Source organism: Nocardia bovistercoris (assembly GCF_015674855.1).
Lineage (GTDB): Bacteria > Actinomycetota > Actinomycetes > Mycobacteriales > Mycobacteriaceae > Nocardia > Nocardia bovistercoris.
Genome location: NZ_JADMLG010000010.1, coordinates 274246 through 290770 on the forward strand (window position 1 = coordinate 274246; position 16525 = coordinate 290770).

The window sequence follows — 16525 nt, forward strand, 5'->3', positions numbered from 1 at the left end:
ACGGCGACCAAGCTGGTCGGCCGGATTCGCGCCGGGTTCGATGCCGAGATCCCCATCCGTGCGGTCTTCGCGCACCCGACCGTGGCCGGGTTGGCCGCGGCGCTGGCACGGGCGACGGCGCGGCGCGAAGCCTTGGCCCCGCAGTCGCGACCGACACGGATCCCGCTGTCCTACGCGCAATCTCGGCTGTGGTTCATCCACCGCTACGATGGCCCGTCGGCGACCTACAACATTCCCTTGGCGGTGCGCGTCACCGGTGCGCTCGACATGGTCGCCCTCACCGCCGCTTTCGGTGATGTGATCGCCAGGCACGAGAGCCTGCGCACGATCTTCGGCGCCGACGACGGTGTCGCGTATCAGCGGATACTGCCCGCCGATTCGGTCGACTTCGATCCGCCGCTGGTCGATGTCGCACCGCGAGAGCTGGCTTCGGCGGTCGCCGGGGCGACAGCCCACCCATTCGACCTGGCACACGAGATTCCTTTGCGGGCGACGGTCTTCCGCTGCGCGCCGGGGGAACACGTGCTGTCGGTGGTGCTGCACCATATCGCCGGTGACGGCTGGTCGACCACGCCGCTGATCCGTGATCTGGCCATCGCCTACGCCGCGCGGCACGCCGGGGACGAGCCCGGTTGGGCCCCGCTTCCGGTCCAGTACGCCGACTACACGCTGTGGCAGCGTCGGATACTCGGGGAGGAGGACGATCCGGAGAGCCTGCTTTCGGCCCAATTGAACTATTGGCGAGGGGAATTGGCCGACCTCCCGGAGTGCGTCGCACTGCCGACCGACCGGTCCCGCCCCGCGGTGGCGAGCAATCGCGGCGACCGTGTCCCGATCACGATCGACGCCACCCGGTACGCCGCGATCACCGAACTCGCGCGCACGCGTCGAGTGACGGTGTCGATGGTGCTCCAGGCCGCATTGGCGGTGCTCCTGCACAAGCTCGGCGGGGGCGATGACATCGCGATCGGCAACCCGATCGCCGGACGCACCGACGAGGCCATGACGGAGCTGGTCGGCTTCTTCGTCAACACCTGGGTGCTGCGGGTCGACCTGTCCGGCGATCCGACATTCGACGAGGTGCTCGCCATGGTTCGGGACAAGGCGCTCGGGGCCTACGAGCATCAGGACGCGCCGTTCGAGCGGCTGGTGGAACTGCTCAACCCACAGCGCTCGACCGCCCACCACCCGATCTTCCAGGTGTCGTTCGCCTGGCAGAACACCACACCGCCCGCTCTCGACGTCCCTGACCTGCGATTGACGCCGCTGCCCGTGCCGACCGGCACCGCGAAGTTCGACCTGTTCTTCGAACTCGGTGAGCAGGTCGGTGCGGATGCCGGGGACGCTCCGGCGATCATCGGATCGATCGAGTACGCGACCGATCTGTACGACCGGGCGACCGTGGAAACGACCGCGGCGCGGTTCGCGCGCTTGCTCGAACTCGTCACCGCGGACGCGACCGCGTCCATCGGTCGCCACGACCTGGTCGAGCACACCGAGCGTGAATTGGTGCTGCGCACCTGGAACGCCACGACGACGCCGCTGCCGAATCTGTCACTGCCGCAACTGTTCACCCGTCAGGCGGAGCTGACCCCGGACGCCGTCGCGGTCGTCGCCGTCGACGCCGAGCTGTCCTACCGGGAGCTGAACCGCCGCGCGAACCGATTCGCGCGGATACTACACGACGCGGGCGTCGGCACGGAAACGATTGTCGCGGTGTGTCTGCCGCGCTCGGCCCGACTCGTCGTCACGGTACTTGCGGTGCTGAAAGCGGGCGCCGCCTACCTGCCGGTCGATCCGAACTACCCGAGTGAACGGACCGGATACCTGCTCGCCGACGCCGACCCGCACCTGATCGTCACCGACACCGCGGGCGCGACGAGCCTGGCGCCGACCTCCCACCCCCGGATCGACCTGGACGCACTCGACTACGACGATGTCCTCGATCACGATCCCGAAATCGTCGTCCACCCCGACCAACTCGCCTACGTGATGTACACCTCCGGTTCGACGGGCAGGCCGAAGGGAGTCATGACAACCCACCGAGCCGTCGCGGCGCTCGCCCTCGACCGCTGCTGGCGCGGCGGCGCGCACCGGCGCGTGTCGGTGCATTCCTCGTCGGCGTTCGACGCCTCGACCTACGAACTGTGGGTGCCGCTGCTGTCCGGCGGCGCGGCGGTGGTTGCCGCGCCGGGACCGGTCGACCTCGCCCGGCTCGGTGCGACGATCGCCGTCGGAAGTGTGACCGGATTGTTCCTCACCACGTCGCTGTTCGGCCTACTGGCCGACACCGCGCCCGAGGCGCTCGCCCGCGCCGAGGAGGTCTGGGTCGGCGGCGAGGAATTCCCGGCCGCCGCGCTCGGCAGAGTCCACGCCGCCTGCCCGGAGACGAGGATCGTGAACGGCTACGGTCCGACCGAGACGACGACTTTCGCCACCCGCTGGTCCGGCCCCGCCGCCGACGGCCGTGTCCCGATCGGCGTGCCGCTGGACAACGTGCAGGTGCGGGTGCTCGATGCGGCGCTGCGTCCGGCGCCGATCGGTGTCGGCGGCGAGTTATACATTGCCGGAACACATCTGGCCCGCGGATACCTGCGCGGACCGACGACGACCGCGGACCGTTTCGTCGCCGACCCGTTCGGCGAGGACGGGGCGAGGATGTACCGCACCGGCGACCTCGTGCGCTGGACGCGGGCCGCGGCGCTGGAGTATCTCGGCCGCGCCGACGAGCAGGTCAAGGTCCGCGGTTTCCGGATCGAACCGGGCGAGGTCGAGGCGGCGCTCACCGCGCATCCGGCCGTGGCCCGTGCGGCGGTGATCGCCCGCGACGATCCGGCCGGTGCGGCGAAACAGCTGGTCGGTTACGCCGTCCTCGATCCGGAGGCGGCGATGCGGCGCGATCGAGCGCTGGAGGACGAATTGGTCGGGCAGTGGCGGCAGGTCTACCACGACCTCGCCTCGGGGGCGGGCCACTACGCGAGTGATTCCGGCACAGGCGAATTCGGCGCGGACTTCTCCGGATGGAACTCGAGCTACACCGGAGCGCCGATCGACGCCGCGCAGATGCGCGAATGGCAGGCCGCGACGGTGGCCCGCATCCGGGCGCTGCGGCCGAACCGGGTTCTCGAGATCGGTGTGGGGTCCGGGCTGCTGCTGTCGCGGCTCGCCCCGGACTGTGCCGAGTACTGGGCCACCGATTTCTCGGCCACGTCGATCGAGATCCTCACCGCCCGCCTGCGCGAGCACGCACGGGACTGGGTGCGGCGGGTCCGGTTGCGGGTGCAGCCCGCCGATGTGGTTGACGGTCTTCCCGGGAGCCGGTTCGACACCATCGTGCTGAACTCGGTGATCCAATACTTCCCGAATCCCGGCTACCTGCTCGACGTGATCGAGAACGCGATGCGCCTGCTCGCGCCGGGCGGCGCCCTGTTCCTCGGCGACGTGCGAAACTACGCGCTGCTGCGCGAATTCGCCACCGGAGTCCAGTCGGCCGAGGCCGCCGACACCGAGACCGTCGCGGTCGTGCGTGACCGCGTCCGCCGCGAGATCGCCGCGGAACAGGAACTGTTGGCGGCGCCGGAGTTCTTCGTCGCCGCCGCCGCACGGATCGACGCGATCGGCGGCGTCGACATCCAACTGAAATCCGGCGGGTTCGACAACGAGCTGAGTCGGTACCGCTACGACATCGTCCTGCACAAGACGCCGACACCGGTGCACTCGCTCGCCGACCTGCCCGGCGTCGCGTGGAGCGAACTCGACGGCATCGACGGTCTGCGCGCCCGAGTCGCCACGCTCGACGGGCCGGGACTGCGCGTGACCGGGGTCCCGCACGCGGGCATCATGCCCGACCTCGCGCTCGCGCGGGCACTCCGGTCGGCCGACGCACGGTCCGACGTCGCCGCGGTGCGCAACGCGGTGCGGGTCGAGTCCGGCGTCTGGCCGCACGACTGCCTCGACGCGGGCAGGCGAACGGGCTATCGAGTCGCGGTGACACCGTCGCCCACGCCGGGGCGGATGGACATCGTGTTGGCCGCCGTCGCCGACGGCGCCGCCTGCACCGACCTCTACCGGCCCGCCGCGACGATCGGCACGGCGGCCGATCACGTCAACGATCCGGGTGCGAGCCGCCGCACCGCCGAGATCCGCGAGTTCCTCGCCGGTCGGCTCCCCGAATTCATGGTGCCCGCCGCGATCGTGATCCTCGACGAGCTTCCGCTCACGGTGAACGGCAAACTCGACCGAAGGGCCCTGCCGACACCGGAATTCGTCGGCGGCACGCACAGAGCGCCCCGAACCGATGTCGAGAAGACCTTGGTGGCACTGTATTCCGAAGTTCTGGGTACCGCGTCGGTCGGCATCGACGACGATTTCTTCCAGCTCGGCGGGCATTCCCTGCTGGCGACCAGATTGGTCGGCGCCATTCGCGCTCGGCTCGGTGTCGAGGTACCGGTGCGCACGATCTTCCAGGCGCCGACCGTCGCGGAATTGGCGCCGCGGCTGTCGGATGACGCGGCGGCCGAAGGCGCGGATCCGTTCGCGCCCATCCTGCCGATCCGCGCGGGCGGATCCGGCGCGCCGCTGTGGTGTGTCCATCCGGGCGGCGGCCTCGGCTGGTGTTACCAGGGACTCGCCGACCACGTGATCGACCGCCCGGTCTTCGGCATCCAGGCGCGCGGCCTCGACGGCATGACCCCGGTGGCGGAGTCGATGGCCGAACTCGTCGCCGACTACGTCGACCGAATTCTCACCGCCCAGCCGACCGGCCCGTTCCACCTGCTCGGCTGGTCGTTCGGCGGTACCGCCGCGCACGCGATCGCCGTCGAATTGCAGAGCCGGGGCCACGATATCGCGCTGCTGGCACTCCTCGATTGCCTGCCCGCTGGATCGACGGCGCCCGAGGCCGAACCATCGGCGGCCGAGGTGAGCGCGGCCATGCGGGTGTGGGCGGCCACTCGCTACGGCGAGCTGGTCGAATCTGCCGAATACCGGCGGATCGCGCAGGCTGTCCTCGCGGTGATGCTGAACAACCGGCGAATGCTGCTCGACCACAGCTCATCCCGGTATCGCGGTCGCGCGGTCGTCTTCCGAGCGGGACGCGCCGCGGACGGGTCCTCGGTGGCGCGACCACTGGCGCCACGGTGGGCAGACGCGATCGACGGCGAGATCAGCGAGCACGTGGTCGACGCGACCCACGACGAGTTCGACCTGCCCGCGGCGATCGCCGAGGTAGGCACGATCCTGAACGCCGTCCTCGCGCTCGCGCCGACGCCACCGCGACTGCCGTCGTGAAGCAGGCACACGGCCACCTGCGGCTCGTGAGCAAACTTGGGATCGGTAGGTGGTGCGCGCGGCATCTACTTGTCCCATGACATCTTCGCAATCTCCCGCCAACCGCCCGCAGTCCACCGGCCCGGACAAGAAGACCAGCGCGGTCCTGTCCTACGCACTGGGCTGGGTCACCGGAATCGTCTTCCTGTTCGTGGGCAAGCACGACCCCGATGTGAAATTCCATGCCTCGCAATCGATCGTCTTCTTCGGAGCGGTCTCGGCGCTGAATATCGTCCTCAGTATCGTCGGCTCGCTGTTGGGCGCCCTCGGGATCGTCTTCAGCCTCGCGGGCCTCGCGCTCGGGGTCTTCGCGGTGGTCGTGTGGATCATGGCGATGGTGGCGGCGAACAGCAGTAGCGGTGTTCGCGTCGAGCTTCCTCTGGTCGGGAAGTTCGTCGCCCCCTACGCCGATCGGCTGGCGGCCTCCGTCGGGTAGCGGCGTATTCGATCTCTCCGGCGGCTTCCGACGGCGACCAGGTATGAAAGTCCGAAGACCGGCGGCCCGAGATGATCTCGGGCCGCCGGCGTCCGTCTGCATCGTCGGACGCGATGGCACCGCGGCCGGCTCGGCAATTCTCGAGCCGAACCCGGGCAACCCGGTTGTGGTCGTGAAATGACGGAAGTCTCTGATATCGAGGTCGTTCGGGTGTTGCGCGGCCGCGGGAGCACCGGGATACCTTTCGGTGGTGACAATTGCTGCCACCTCCGGTGAGCCTTCGACGACCGCGGGCGGACACGCGTGCACCGATGTGCCGGTTGCCGCACCCGGTGACACGGTCGGCGCCGTCCTGGCCCGTATGCGCGGGCGCCGGTTCGCCAGCGTCGCGGTGGTCGCGATCTGCGAGGGGCCGGAGCTGGCCGGGCTGCTCACGATCGAGAAGCTGCTCGCCGCCGAGGACGCGGCGACGATGGCGCAGATCATGGATCGCGATCCGCCGACGGTGGTCGGAGATCAAGATCAGGAGCGCGCGGTCTGGGCGGCGCTCGGCCACGACGAGCCCGGACTGGCCGTGATCGATGACCAGCGGCGGTGGATGGGGGTGATACCGCCGCAACGGCTGCTGTCGGTGCTGCTCGCCGAACACGACGAGGACGTCGCACGGCTGTCGGGTTATCTGAAGTCCACCGCCGGGGCGCGTTCGGCGAGTACGGAATCCGTCCGGCGCAGGTTGTGGCATCGGCTGCCGTGGCTGTTGGTCGGTCTGGCGGGTTCGATGCTGGCCGCGGGGGTGGTCGACGCGTTCCAGGCCCAGTTGGAACGGCAGGTCCTTGTCGCCTTCTTCATTCCCGGCATCGTCTACCTCGCCGACGCGGTCGGCACCCAGACCGAGGCGCTGGTCATCCGCGGTCTGTCCGTCGGTGTCGGGATCAGGCGCATCGTGTGGCGCGAGTCGGTGACGGGTCTGCTCATCGGTGTCCTGATCGCCGCCGCGGCGTATCCGATCACGCTGGTGTTCTGGCACGACGCCGCGGTGTCGGCCGCCGTGTCGCTGTCGCTGCTCGCGGCGTGTTCGGTCGCGGCGGCGGTGGCGATGGCGTTGCCGTGGGCGTTCTCGAGACTGCGGGTCGATCCCGCGTTCGGTTCGGGTCCGCTGGCGACCGTGCTCCAGGATCTCATCTCGATCTTCATCTATCTGTGGGTGAGCACGGCGATCCTGGGGTGACGCGCACGAGCGCGGTGTCGGGATTCAGTGCGGGTGGACGACCATGACGGGGCAATCGGCCCGTTGGACCAGGAAGAGGCTGGTCGAGCCGAGTACCAGTCCGGTGATGCCGCCGCGACCGCGACTCCCCACCACGAGCAGTTGCGCGGTCTTCGACCACTGCCGCAGGTGGCGGCGTGGATTCGACAGGTAGATCCGCCGGATCACCTCGACCTCGGGATATTTCTCCGGCCATCCGGCGAGGCTCTCCGCGACGACCCGATGCCCGATCGAGGTGAAATCCGCGCCGCCGAACGTGTCGGGAAGTACCGCCGGGCAATCGAAACGCAGGTCGCTCCAACTGTGCACGGCGAGCAGCGGCACTCGGCGCGCGTCCGCTTCGGCGAAGGCGACGGCCACCGCGTCCGCGCTCGCCTCGCCGCCGTCGACGCCGACCACCACCGGACCGTACGGCCGCGCCCGCGCGTCGGCTACCGCGTCGCGCACGACCACGATCGACCCTCGGCCGTGCGCGGTGACGGCGAACAGGACCGAACCGAGGTGACCGACGCCGCCGACACCGTTCGTCGCGCCGAGCACGACCATGTGCGCGGAGTCCGATGCGTCGGTGAGCAGCCGAACGGGATTCGCCTCCGACAGTTCGAGGTCGATCGCGAGATCGGGGGCAAGGGCGTTGGCGAGTCGGCGTGCGGCGGCGAGCGCTTGGACGCCACGCTCGCGGCGATGTTCGGTCGGCCCCTTGCCGATCACGTCGTAGGCGCCGAGTGCGGAGTGCACGGCGACCAGGTCGAGTCCGTGCACGAGACGCAACCGGCGACCGCGCCGCGCCGCGGTCTTCGCAGCCCAGCAGACGGCCGGATCCGAGGCGCCGTCGTCGGTCACCCCGACCACGATCGGCGCGGCAGCGCCGCGCCACCGGTCGTCGACATCCTTGTCTGCCATAAATTCGACGGTAGGCCCGTCGCCCGGCGCGCGATAGTGCCGAACAGGCCCCCATAATTAGGGACTTCCGGCCAGGGGGCCGGTATTCCGATGCGGTTCGCGACCTCTTCGGATGCGCCTGCTTTCCCTGATCGAGGACTACGAACGTCCCGATATCACGGGACTCCGGTCCCTGGTCCACCGCGGCGAAGGGCTGATCGAATCGGGGTGGTCAGGTCACCGTGATCGTCTCCGCCGAGCGGGGGGAGGTGCCCTGGTGGCGCGGGTGTCGGCATCCGTGCGGCGAGATCGGCTCCGACGGAAGGAACGGGAATGAGCGCATCGAGGACGAAGGTCCGTGCGGGCGAGGTGACCGAATCGATCGAGGTCTCGCCGCTGCTACGAGTGTCGACCGGACACCATGTGTCGGCCTCGGCGGCGACCTACGCGCGGTCGAAGCTCGGCCCCGCGCTCCGGCACGCGCACGAGCCGGTGCTCGGGGCGCGGGTGCGGATCGCGGGCCACGCCGATCCCGCGGTGGCCCGGCCGGTCGTCGCGCAGATCAATGTCGACGTCAACGGCCGCGCGGTGCGCGTTCAGGTCGCGGCGGCCACCACGGCGGAGGCCGTCGATCGGCTCGCCGACCGCTTGAAGACGCGCCTGGAACGGCTGGCGCGGCATCGCAACGGGTCGCGACACGGCAGGCACAACCACGAGTGGAACCACGGCGACCTGCCTCGCGTCCTCGACTCGGCCCAGGAACGCCGGATCATTCGCCGCAAGTCCTACGCGCTGGCCGGTGAGACCTGCGACGAGGCCGCTTTCGACATGGAGCTCATGGATTACGGATTCCACCTGTTCACCGAGGCGGGCAGCGGCGCCGACAGCGTGCTCTACCGCACTGACGGCGCGGGATACCGTCTCGCGCAAGTGGATCCGCGGCCCGGCGCGATCACCACCGGCGCGCTGCCGATCTCGATGAGCCCGACGCCCGCCCCGAGCCTCGACATCGACGACGCCGTGGTCCGGCTCGAGGCCACCGGCATGCCCTTCGTGTTCTTCCACGATCGCGCCACCGGCCGAGGCACCGTCCTCTACCACCGCTACGACGGCGACTACGGCGTCATCACGCCCCCGACCCGACCCTGAGAAACCCGAGTGACGGGCGCATCCCGGCGAGTCGAGGACACCGTGGCGCCGGGAGCGCCCGCACCGGCCCGCACATGATCACGGTCAGCGGACCGACGAGTATGCTGCCGGGCTGACACGTTCTCCCCAGTGGCAGGCAAACCCATGCTCGGACATCACGATTCGCCGATTCCCACGAACAGCGCTCCCGCCGCGGCGAACGCGATCGACCGGATCGCGGTCCGCACCCGCGACCGCACGCTGCGGGGACGACAGGGCGAGATACCCGTCCGCGACTACGTCCCGGAAGCCGCCCGCGCGGACGCCGCGGCACTGCTGTGGCTGCACGGCGGCGGATTCGCCTGGGGCAACCTGGACACGGCCGAATCCCACATGGTCGCCACGCGGATCGCCGAATCCGGGCGCACGGTGCGCACGGTGGATTACCGGCTCGCGCCCCGCTTCCCCTGGAGCCGCCCCGGCGCGGTCAATCACTTTCCCGCCGGGCTCGACGACGTGGTCGACGCCGCCCGCGACCTGGCCGAGCACGCCGAGCGGATCGTGCTCGGCGGCGCGAGCGCGGGCGCCTGCCTCGCCGTCACCGCCGCGCGACGCCTGATCGCGGTGTCGGGACTCGTCCTGTGCTACGGCATCTACCACGCCGAACTGCCGCCGCCATCGGCATCGGTCCGCGACAGCGTGCGCGGCCTCGCGGGCTATCGCCAACTGTCCCGCCCCGCCGTCCACCGGATGAACCTCAACTACGTCGGCCGACCCGACCTGCTCGACAGCGCCTTCCCCGGCGGCGGCGACCTCACCGGTCTACCGCCCACGCTGCTCCTCGACGCCGACCACGACACCCTGCGCGCCTCGGGGGAGACCTTCGCCACCGAACTCGAGACCGCGGGCGTCCCCGTGTCGCGCACGGTGGTGTCGAATTCCTGGCACGGATACTTGAATCGACACCAGCTCAACGGATTCCGCTTCGCACTCGACGCCATGACGACGTGGCTCGACGCGCGGGACGCGGCGTTCGGCATGCGGGACGCGCCGTCCCGGTGAACCTGTCGGTGGCCGAGAAGTCCGGCAGGGTGGCGTGCTCTCCTCGACCGGGCGAAGGATCTCGTCGGTACGCTCGTCGGCATGGGCGGGGACCTTATATTTCTGATCGCCACCATCGGGCCGTTGGCGCTGTTCGGGTGGGCGGCTGTTCGCGCGAAGAGCCGCGGCCTCGGAGGGGCGTTCGTCGGGCCGTTCCAGGAGATGTTCGATCCGGGGGCGGCGCGAGCTCAGATCGTCGTCGAGGAGCGCGCGGAACTGCCCGATCCAGCGGACTCGGGCGACCCGGACGACGACGATGCTCCGAATACCGTGGTATACAAGGGTGTTCGGCTCTACATCGATCCCGACAAGGCTCGGCGCCGCATCCGACCGTGAGCGTGGTTCGATCGGCCGGTCCGCCCGCTGGTTGATCGATGTTCGGCCGAGGGGCGACAATGGATGCTCCCGCGCGCGGTGCCCGCTACGCTGCTTGCTTACTCGGAACAGCAGGGGAGGACTGCGGTGATGCCGAATACCACCGAAGATCCGCGATGAACCCCCGACACCCCGACCGGGAGAACTCCCGCGCGGTTCTGATCGGTGTCGGCGCCTATCAGCATCACGACCGCCTGCCGCATATTCCCGCTGTCGACAACAACATCGACGACCTGCATCAGTTGCTCACCGCTTCCGGCGGCACCTTCGATCCCGAGCGGTGCCAGGCTGTCACCGATCCCGCGAACACCGATGAGATCGGCCAGATTCTCGAAGCCGCCGCGGTAGCGCGCGACACCTTGCTGATCTACTACACCGGCCACGGCCTGCTCGACAGTTCCGGGCACCTGCACCTGGCGCTGCCGGGCACCCACCCGGATCGCACTCGCTTCACGGCTCTTCCGATCACCGTGTTGCGCGATTCCATCCTGGACAGCCCCGCCACCACGCGGATTCTGATCCTGGACTGTTGCTTCTCCGGCCGTGCCTTCGACGCCCTCTCCGACGGACCCGATGTGATCCTCGGTCAAGCCGACGTCGCGGGCACCTACACCATCACCTCATCCGCTCGCAACGAAACCTCCTATGCGCCACCGGGGCAACCGAATACCGCCTTCACCGCGGCGCTGCTCGCCTCGGCGATCACCACGCCGGGACTCACCCTCGACGAGCTCTATGTCGATATCGAGCATCACCTCCACCGCAACGGACATCCGCCACCCCAACGTCGCAGTGTCAACAATGCGGGTCGCCTGGTCCTGTTTCCGCGCACACCCGCGCCAGGAACCGTCGAAGTGCTCGAAAGAACCTTCGACCAACAACGGCGAGTTCTCGGTCCCGCGCACGCCCATACTCTCGACACCGGTGACAATCTCGCTCGGGCCTACAGCGCGGCGGGGCGGGTCGCGGACTCCGTCGAACTGTACGAAGTGACGCTCGATCAGCGGCGGCGCGTCCTCGGTCCCACCCACCCGCACACTCTCGACACCGGTGACAATCTCGCTCGGGCCTACAGCGCGGCCGGGCGGGTCGCCGACTCCGTCGAACTGTACGAGACGACGCTCGATCAGCGGCGGCGCGCCCTCGGCCCCGAGCACCCCGATACCCTGACCACCGGCCACAACCTCGCCGTCGCCTACCGGGAGATGGGGCGGGTCACCGATGCCATCGAACTGTACGAGAAGACGCTGGAACGGGGGCGGCGCGTCTTCGGTCTAGACCATCCCGACACCATGACCACCCGTGACGGCCTCGCGGGCGCCTACAGCGCGGCGGGGCGGGTCGCCGACGCCATCGACGTATTCGAGGAGACCCTCGCCGATCGGCGGCGCGTACTGGGCGCGGCCCACAAGGACACGCTCGAGACCAGTGTCCATCTCGCGGTCGCCTACCGAGAGGCGGGCCGGTTCCGCGATGCCATCGAACTGTTCGAGCAGACGCTGAGCGACCGAGAGCGTGTGTTCGGCCCCGGCGATCCCGGTTTCCTCAACGCCAACGACCATCTCGCGGTCGCCTATCGGCAGGCCGGGCGGGTCGCCGAAGCCATCGCGTTGTTCGAGCGGACGCTGAGCGACCGCGAGCGCGTCTTCGGGCTCGACGACCCCGTCACGCTCAACACCAGCCATCACCTCGCCGTCGCCTATCGGCAGGCCGGACGCGTCGCCGACGCCATCGGACTGTTCGAGAGCACGCTGGACCGACGGCGGCGAGTACTCGGTCCGACCCATCCCGGTACCGCGGCCACCGGCGATGAACTCGCCGAAGCGCACCGGGCCGCGCGAAAACTCGCCGAAGTATTCGCTCTGCTCGAGAAAGCATTGAACCCCTTGGAAGAAGGTCTGGGTTCCGACCACCCGACGGTCGCGCAGTTCCGGGATTTCCTCGACGCCTTCCCCGGTCCGATGGCCGGAGATGTCGGCGCCGACAAACGCGGAATTCCATCGGGCCGAGCGGGCGAAGGGACGACGGCGATTTCGCACAGGTCCGCGTCGGAGTGGCTCAGGGGCCTGTGGCGTGGCGTATGACCGTGGAAGACGTTATGGGGAACATTTCGTGGATTCACTTGTCGAATGTGTTCGCGCGCGTATGGTTTCACACGTCGAGGTCCCGGCGTCGGTCGGCGGAACGCGACACTCGATGCGCGGCACGCCGTCGACTCGAAGGCGCATGCGTGCCGATTCCCTCGCCCCTACCGAACGGTCGGGTGCACGAGGGAATAGGAAAACAAGGGTTCACCCGGATCGGGGGATCTCTACCGCAGAGAAAGGTCGATGGGGGTAGATGGTCGAGATGCTCCGCGCGCGACGACGATCGGATCGGCCCGCGCGTATCGGAAAGCTGTCGCCGCTCGGCCGCGTGTTCGAGGTCAGGTCGTGACCGAGCCGGTATCGGTGACAGGGTTCAAGCGGAAGCTGCGAGAGCTGGTCGACAAGGCGCTCGAGGCGAGCGCGATGGAGCGGCGAACGCTGGCAGGTCAGGCCAAGGTGACCAGCGTCGAACTGAGCGCCGCGATCTCCGCCGACGCGCCGGTGCCGACGCGGGATGTCACGCGCGCGATCGTGGCCGAGTGCCTGCGCCACACCGATCCGCTGTTCACCGCGGATCAGCGCGAAAACGTCTTGGCCGGATGGGAACAGCGTCGCCAGAACGCCGAGGTCGCGAGCAATGTCGCCCGACTCGGCGGCGCCGACAGGCGATCGGGTCTGGTGATCGCGCCTCCCGGTATGGACCGGCCGCGCGGCGAACCGGTGGAACCCGAGCGGGTCGCCCCGATTCGACGGATCTTCGGCGCCGTTCGCGCGCGGGTGCGTCGGCACCCTCGTGTCACGATCGTCGCGGTGGTTTCGGTCGTGCTGGCAGCCGTGCTCGCGCCGTTGTCGATGCTCGACGACGAGCACCCCTGTGTCGCGGCGGGATTGACGCTGATCGACGGCGAGTGCGTCGGTGTCACCGACGCGGCCTTCACCGACTTCGACACCGCGTCGAAGGAGGTGGTTGCCCGGATTCAGGAGCAGAACCGGAAGCTCGACGGTGATTACGTCACCATCGCGCTACTCGGGCCGCTGTCACAGCCAGGCGACCCCGAGCGTCCCGGCCAGCTCGACTCCGAACAGGCCGAGCAACTGCTCACCGGCGCCGCCCTGGCGCAGCAGCGAGTCAACAGCACCCCCCTGCTCCGCGACACACGTCCACGAATCCGGTTGTTGCTGGCCAACACCGGTGCTCGCCAGACGCACTGGCAAGCGCCGGTGCAACAGCTCATCGACATCGCGGGCAACCCGGCCGAGCACTTGGTCGCGGTCATCCCGATCGGCACCAGTGTGGTTCCCACCCGCGATGCCGCGCTGGCACTGAGCCACGCCGGTATCCCTCTGGTCGCGGCGATCGCCACCGCCGAAGACTTCGACTACGCCCACATCGACGGCATGCTGCGCGCCTCGCCGACCACCAGCGATTACGTCGCCGCGCTCGCGGACCGCATCCAGAACGTGCGTGACAGTTCGGCGATCGTGGTGTGGGATCAGAACTCCGAGACCCGCGGTGATCTGTTCACCGGCGGTCTGCAGAAGGCGTTCCACGACAAACTCGGCAAATGGATCGGCAACCTGAACGACCAGGGATTCGTCGGCGCCACGATACCCGGCGACACCTGGCCCCGGGATTTCGACAATGTCACCATCAACATCTGCCAATCCGGCGCGGATATCGTCCTGTACGCGGGCCGCGTCACGGACCTGTCCGCGCTGATCGACTCACTCGCCCACCGTGGTTGCCCACGACCGCTGCGCATCATCAGCGCCGCGGCGGCTTTCACCTCCGTCGACCGCACCGCGCGCGAGAAGCTGCAGAAGGCCGGATTGACTCTGACCTACGCCGGGGTCACCGACCCGCACACCTGGCCGGACGGCCGTGGTGATCCGCCTCCCGGCTACCTGACCTACGCCGAAGCGCTCGCGGGCCTTGGCGGTGACAGTCTCGACAGCGCCGATGCCTACACCTGCTTGGCGCACGACGCCGTGCTCACCGCGACCCAAGCCATCCGACTGGCGACCCGAAACCCTCGACTTCCCAAGCCGCCCGATGTTCTCACGCAGCTGCGCAACCTGAACACCGCCTACGCCATTCCCGGTTGCAGCGGCACCCTCTCCTACAACACCACAAGCAACGGCGCACCAATGGGCACGCCGATCCAAATCGTCACCATTCCTTGACGATCCGCCGAGCGATCACCCGGCCGCGTACCCACGGCGCGCTGTGGACAAGACGAGCCCAGTGGCTATCTACTCAAGGACCACGTACTCGACGCCGCCCAGTTCGACACCTACCTCGACCGGATACCACCGCAGTGAGCGCCAGAGCGCGGAAATGCCGGCTCGGGCCTCGAGGGTTTCCTTCCCCGATGCCGGAGATATCGGCGCCGACGGTCGAATCGGCGCCGGGGGTGTCGGTCGGTGTCAGAGTTCGCGGTCGAACCAGATCTGGTCCCGCAGTGGTATGCCGTCGATGAGGATCGGTTCGGGATATCCGGTGTCCGGCCCGAAAGCGTCTCGAACCACCCGGCTCACCCGAAAACCGCGGCGTTGATAGAAGCGGAGGTTGCCGATATCGGCGGTGGCGGTGGCCAATTCGATGCGGCGCGCACCGGCCTGCCGCGCTTCTCGGCAGACTCGCTCGAGCAGTCGTGTGCCGATGCCGGTTCCCTGCCGGTGCTCGGCGACGGCGGTGTTCAGGACTTCCCAGCTGGTCCCGTCGCGATCGGAGACGGCTTGGAGATGGCCGAGAACCTCGCCGTCGGTGCCGAGGGCGACCCACACACGCCCTTGATCGATGTACTCCCTCAGCTTCTCCTCGGAATCCTCGGCCAGCCGGAACGACCATGCGATGTCTCGACGATCCCCGGTGAACAGCTCGACGCGCACCGTTTCCTCGCTCACGTTTCCTCCCTTGCGTTGCCCGTCACGGTATCGACGGCGGTGGCTGCTCACCGAGCGTGTGCCGGGTCCGGTAACGGCCGGGTGAGTGCCCGTGGGCGCGGGTGAAGGCGCGGTTGAAGGCGTGTTCGCTGGTGTAGCCGACCGAGTGGGCGATGGGCGCGATCGGATCGGTGGTGGTTCGCAGTCGGTGGGCGGCGAGTTCCATGCGCCAGCGGGTGAGGTAGTTGTTCGGAGTGTCGCCGACCAGCGTGGTGAAGCGGCGGGCCAGGGTGGCGCGGGATACCGCGATGTGGGTGGCCAATTCCTCGACCGTCCACGCGTGGGCGGGGTCGGTGTGCAGTGCCGACAGCGCCGCGGCCATGGTGGGATCGCGCAGTGCGCTCAACCAGGACGGTGGTGTACGGGGGTCGGCGGTCGAGAGCCAGGTGCGCAGGATGTGGATGAGGATCAGGTCGAGCAGTCGGTTCAACGCGGTGCCCGCGGCGGGGCGGGGGTGCTGGATCTCGTGGCCGAGTAGCCGCACCAGATCGCCGAGTGCGTTCGTCGGGTCGGACTCGGGTTGGATCGACTCAGGAAGCAGCGTCAGCAGCGGCGTGGTGGTGGCCGGGTCGAGATGGTAAGAGGCGCAGAGTATCCGGGTTCGGCGCGGTGGTTCGCCCGCGGGCAGGACGCCGCCGTTGCTCAGTGCGGCGCGAGCGGCCGCGTGGTCGAAGGGGCGGCACGGGTGGTGCGGGTCGCTTGCCAGGCGGTGGCGGGTTCCGATCGGCAGGAGCACGACGTCACCGGGAACGAGTTGTCGTGGCGGTTGCCCTTCGAGCATCAGCCAGGCCGTTCCGCTGTTGACGGCATGGAACGCCGCTCCGGGCACATCATCGATGGCCAGTCCCCAGTGCGGGCCCGCGTGGACCGTGGCGGCGACGGTGCCCCGCGCGCCGCTCACCGCCAGCACATCCGTCAAGGGATCCATGAATTCCACTCTAGCCATTGAGAGCTTCGGTCAAAAAATTGAGCATT

At 68.9% G+C, this 16525-nt stretch carries 11 protein-coding genes (1 of these 11 cut by a window edge); 8 read left to right on the top strand and 3 right to left on the bottom strand.

Annotated features, from left to right (window positions below; all coding sequences use genetic code 11):
- From IT779_RS24075 to IT779_RS24085, 3 genes are all read left to right on the top strand, one after another.
- Nucleotides 1–5289, top strand: partial view of a non-ribosomal peptide synthase/polyketide synthase gene (locus IT779_RS24075; protein ID WP_196151665.1) — the 3' end only. 22110 nt of this gene lie to the left of the window's left edge; only the last 5289 of its 27399 coding nucleotides appear in the window; its start codon lies beyond the left edge, outside the window; the stop codon is at nucleotides 5287–5289.
- Between the two features lie 76 nt (nucleotides 5290–5365).
- A complete protein-coding gene (locus IT779_RS24080; RefSeq protein ID WP_196151666.1) occupies nucleotides 5366–5764 on the top strand; it encodes a DUF4870 domain-containing protein in 399 nt (132 codons plus the stop codon).
- 250 nt (nucleotides 5765–6014) lie between these two features.
- The gene (locus IT779_RS24085) at nucleotides 6015–6992 is read left to right on the top strand and encodes a magnesium transporter (protein ID WP_332838944.1); all 978 of its coding nucleotides are present in this window, start codon (nucleotides 6015–6017) and stop codon (nucleotides 6990–6992) included.
- Nucleotides 6993–7016: 24 nt separating this feature from the next.
- On the opposite strand, the gene IT779_RS24090 is transcribed toward IT779_RS24085, so the two are convergent.
- On the bottom strand, nucleotides 7017–7934 hold the full coding sequence (locus IT779_RS24090; protein WP_196151667.1) for a universal stress protein: 918 nt from the start codon (nucleotides 7932–7934) through the stop codon (nucleotides 7017–7019).
- 312 nt (nucleotides 7935–8246) lie between these two features.
- On the opposite strand from IT779_RS24090, the gene IT779_RS24095 reads away from it, so the two are divergent.
- The 5 genes from IT779_RS24095 (at nucleotide 8247) to IT779_RS24115 (ending at nucleotide 14788) form a co-directional block, all read left to right on the top strand.
- The gene (locus tag IT779_RS24095) at nucleotides 8247–9062 is read left to right on the top strand and encodes a sigma 54 modulation/S30EA ribosomal C-terminal domain-containing protein (RefSeq protein ID WP_196151668.1); all 816 of its coding nucleotides are present in this window, start codon (nucleotides 8247–8249) and stop codon (nucleotides 9060–9062) included.
- 129 nt (nucleotides 9063–9191) lie between these two features.
- Nucleotides 9192–10103 (top strand): alpha/beta hydrolase, encoded by a 912-nt coding sequence (locus IT779_RS24100; RefSeq protein ID WP_196151669.1) that lies wholly within the window; start codon nucleotides 9192–9194, stop codon nucleotides 10101–10103.
- Nucleotides 10104–10184: 81 nt separating this feature from the next.
- Nucleotides 10185–10478 carry a hypothetical protein gene (locus IT779_RS24105; RefSeq protein WP_196151670.1) on the top strand — a complete coding sequence of 98 codons (294 nt, stop codon included), beginning with the start codon at nucleotides 10185–10187 and terminating at the stop codon, nucleotides 10476–10478.
- Between the two features lie 155 nt (nucleotides 10479–10633).
- Nucleotides 10634–12601 carry a caspase, EACC1-associated type gene (locus IT779_RS24110; protein ID WP_196151671.1) on the top strand — a complete coding sequence of 656 codons (1968 nt, stop codon included), beginning with the start codon at nucleotides 10634–10636 and terminating at the stop codon, nucleotides 12599–12601.
- Nucleotides 12602–12949: 348 nt separating this feature from the next.
- On the top strand, nucleotides 12950–14788 hold the full coding sequence (locus tag IT779_RS24115; RefSeq protein WP_196151672.1) for an ABC transporter substrate-binding protein: 1839 nt from the start codon (nucleotides 12950–12952) through the stop codon (nucleotides 14786–14788).
- A 243-nt stretch (nucleotides 14789–15031) separates the two neighbouring features.
- On the opposite strand, the gene IT779_RS24120 is transcribed toward IT779_RS24115, so the two are convergent.
- Nucleotides 15032–15511 (bottom strand): GNAT family N-acetyltransferase, encoded by a 480-nt coding sequence (locus IT779_RS24120; RefSeq protein ID WP_196151673.1) that lies wholly within the window; start codon nucleotides 15509–15511, stop codon nucleotides 15032–15034.
- Between the two features lie 22 nt (nucleotides 15512–15533).
- Entirely contained in the window at nucleotides 15534–16478 is a 945-nt protein-coding gene (locus tag IT779_RS24125) for an AraC family transcriptional regulator (RefSeq protein WP_196151674.1), read from the bottom strand.
- Nucleotides 16479–16525: the final 47 nt, after the last annotated feature.

What these genes read in the sequence shown, in the direction of transcription:
- IT779_RS24080 (WP_196151666.1), top strand. Translation starts at nt 5,366, where the DNA reads ATGACATCTTCGCAATCTCCCGCCAACCGCCCGCAGTCCACCGGCCCG.
- IT779_RS24090 (WP_196151667.1), bottom strand. Translation starts at nt 7,934, where the DNA reads ATGGCAGACAAGGATGTCGACGACCGGTGGCGCGGCGCTGCCGCGCCG.
- IT779_RS24095 (WP_196151668.1), top strand. Translation starts at nt 8,247, where the DNA reads ATGAGCGCATCGAGGACGAAGGTCCGTGCGGGCGAGGTGACCGAATCG.
- IT779_RS24105 (WP_196151670.1), top strand. Translation starts at nt 10,185, where the DNA reads ATGGGCGGGGACCTTATATTTCTGATCGCCACCATCGGGCCGTTGGCG.
- IT779_RS24110 (WP_196151671.1), top strand. Translation starts at nt 10,634, where the DNA reads ATGAACCCCCGACACCCCGACCGGGAGAACTCCCGCGCGGTTCTGATC.
- IT779_RS24125 (WP_196151674.1), bottom strand. Translation starts at nt 16,478, where the DNA reads ATGGATCCCTTGACGGATGTGCTGGCGGTGAGCGGCGCGCGGGGCACC.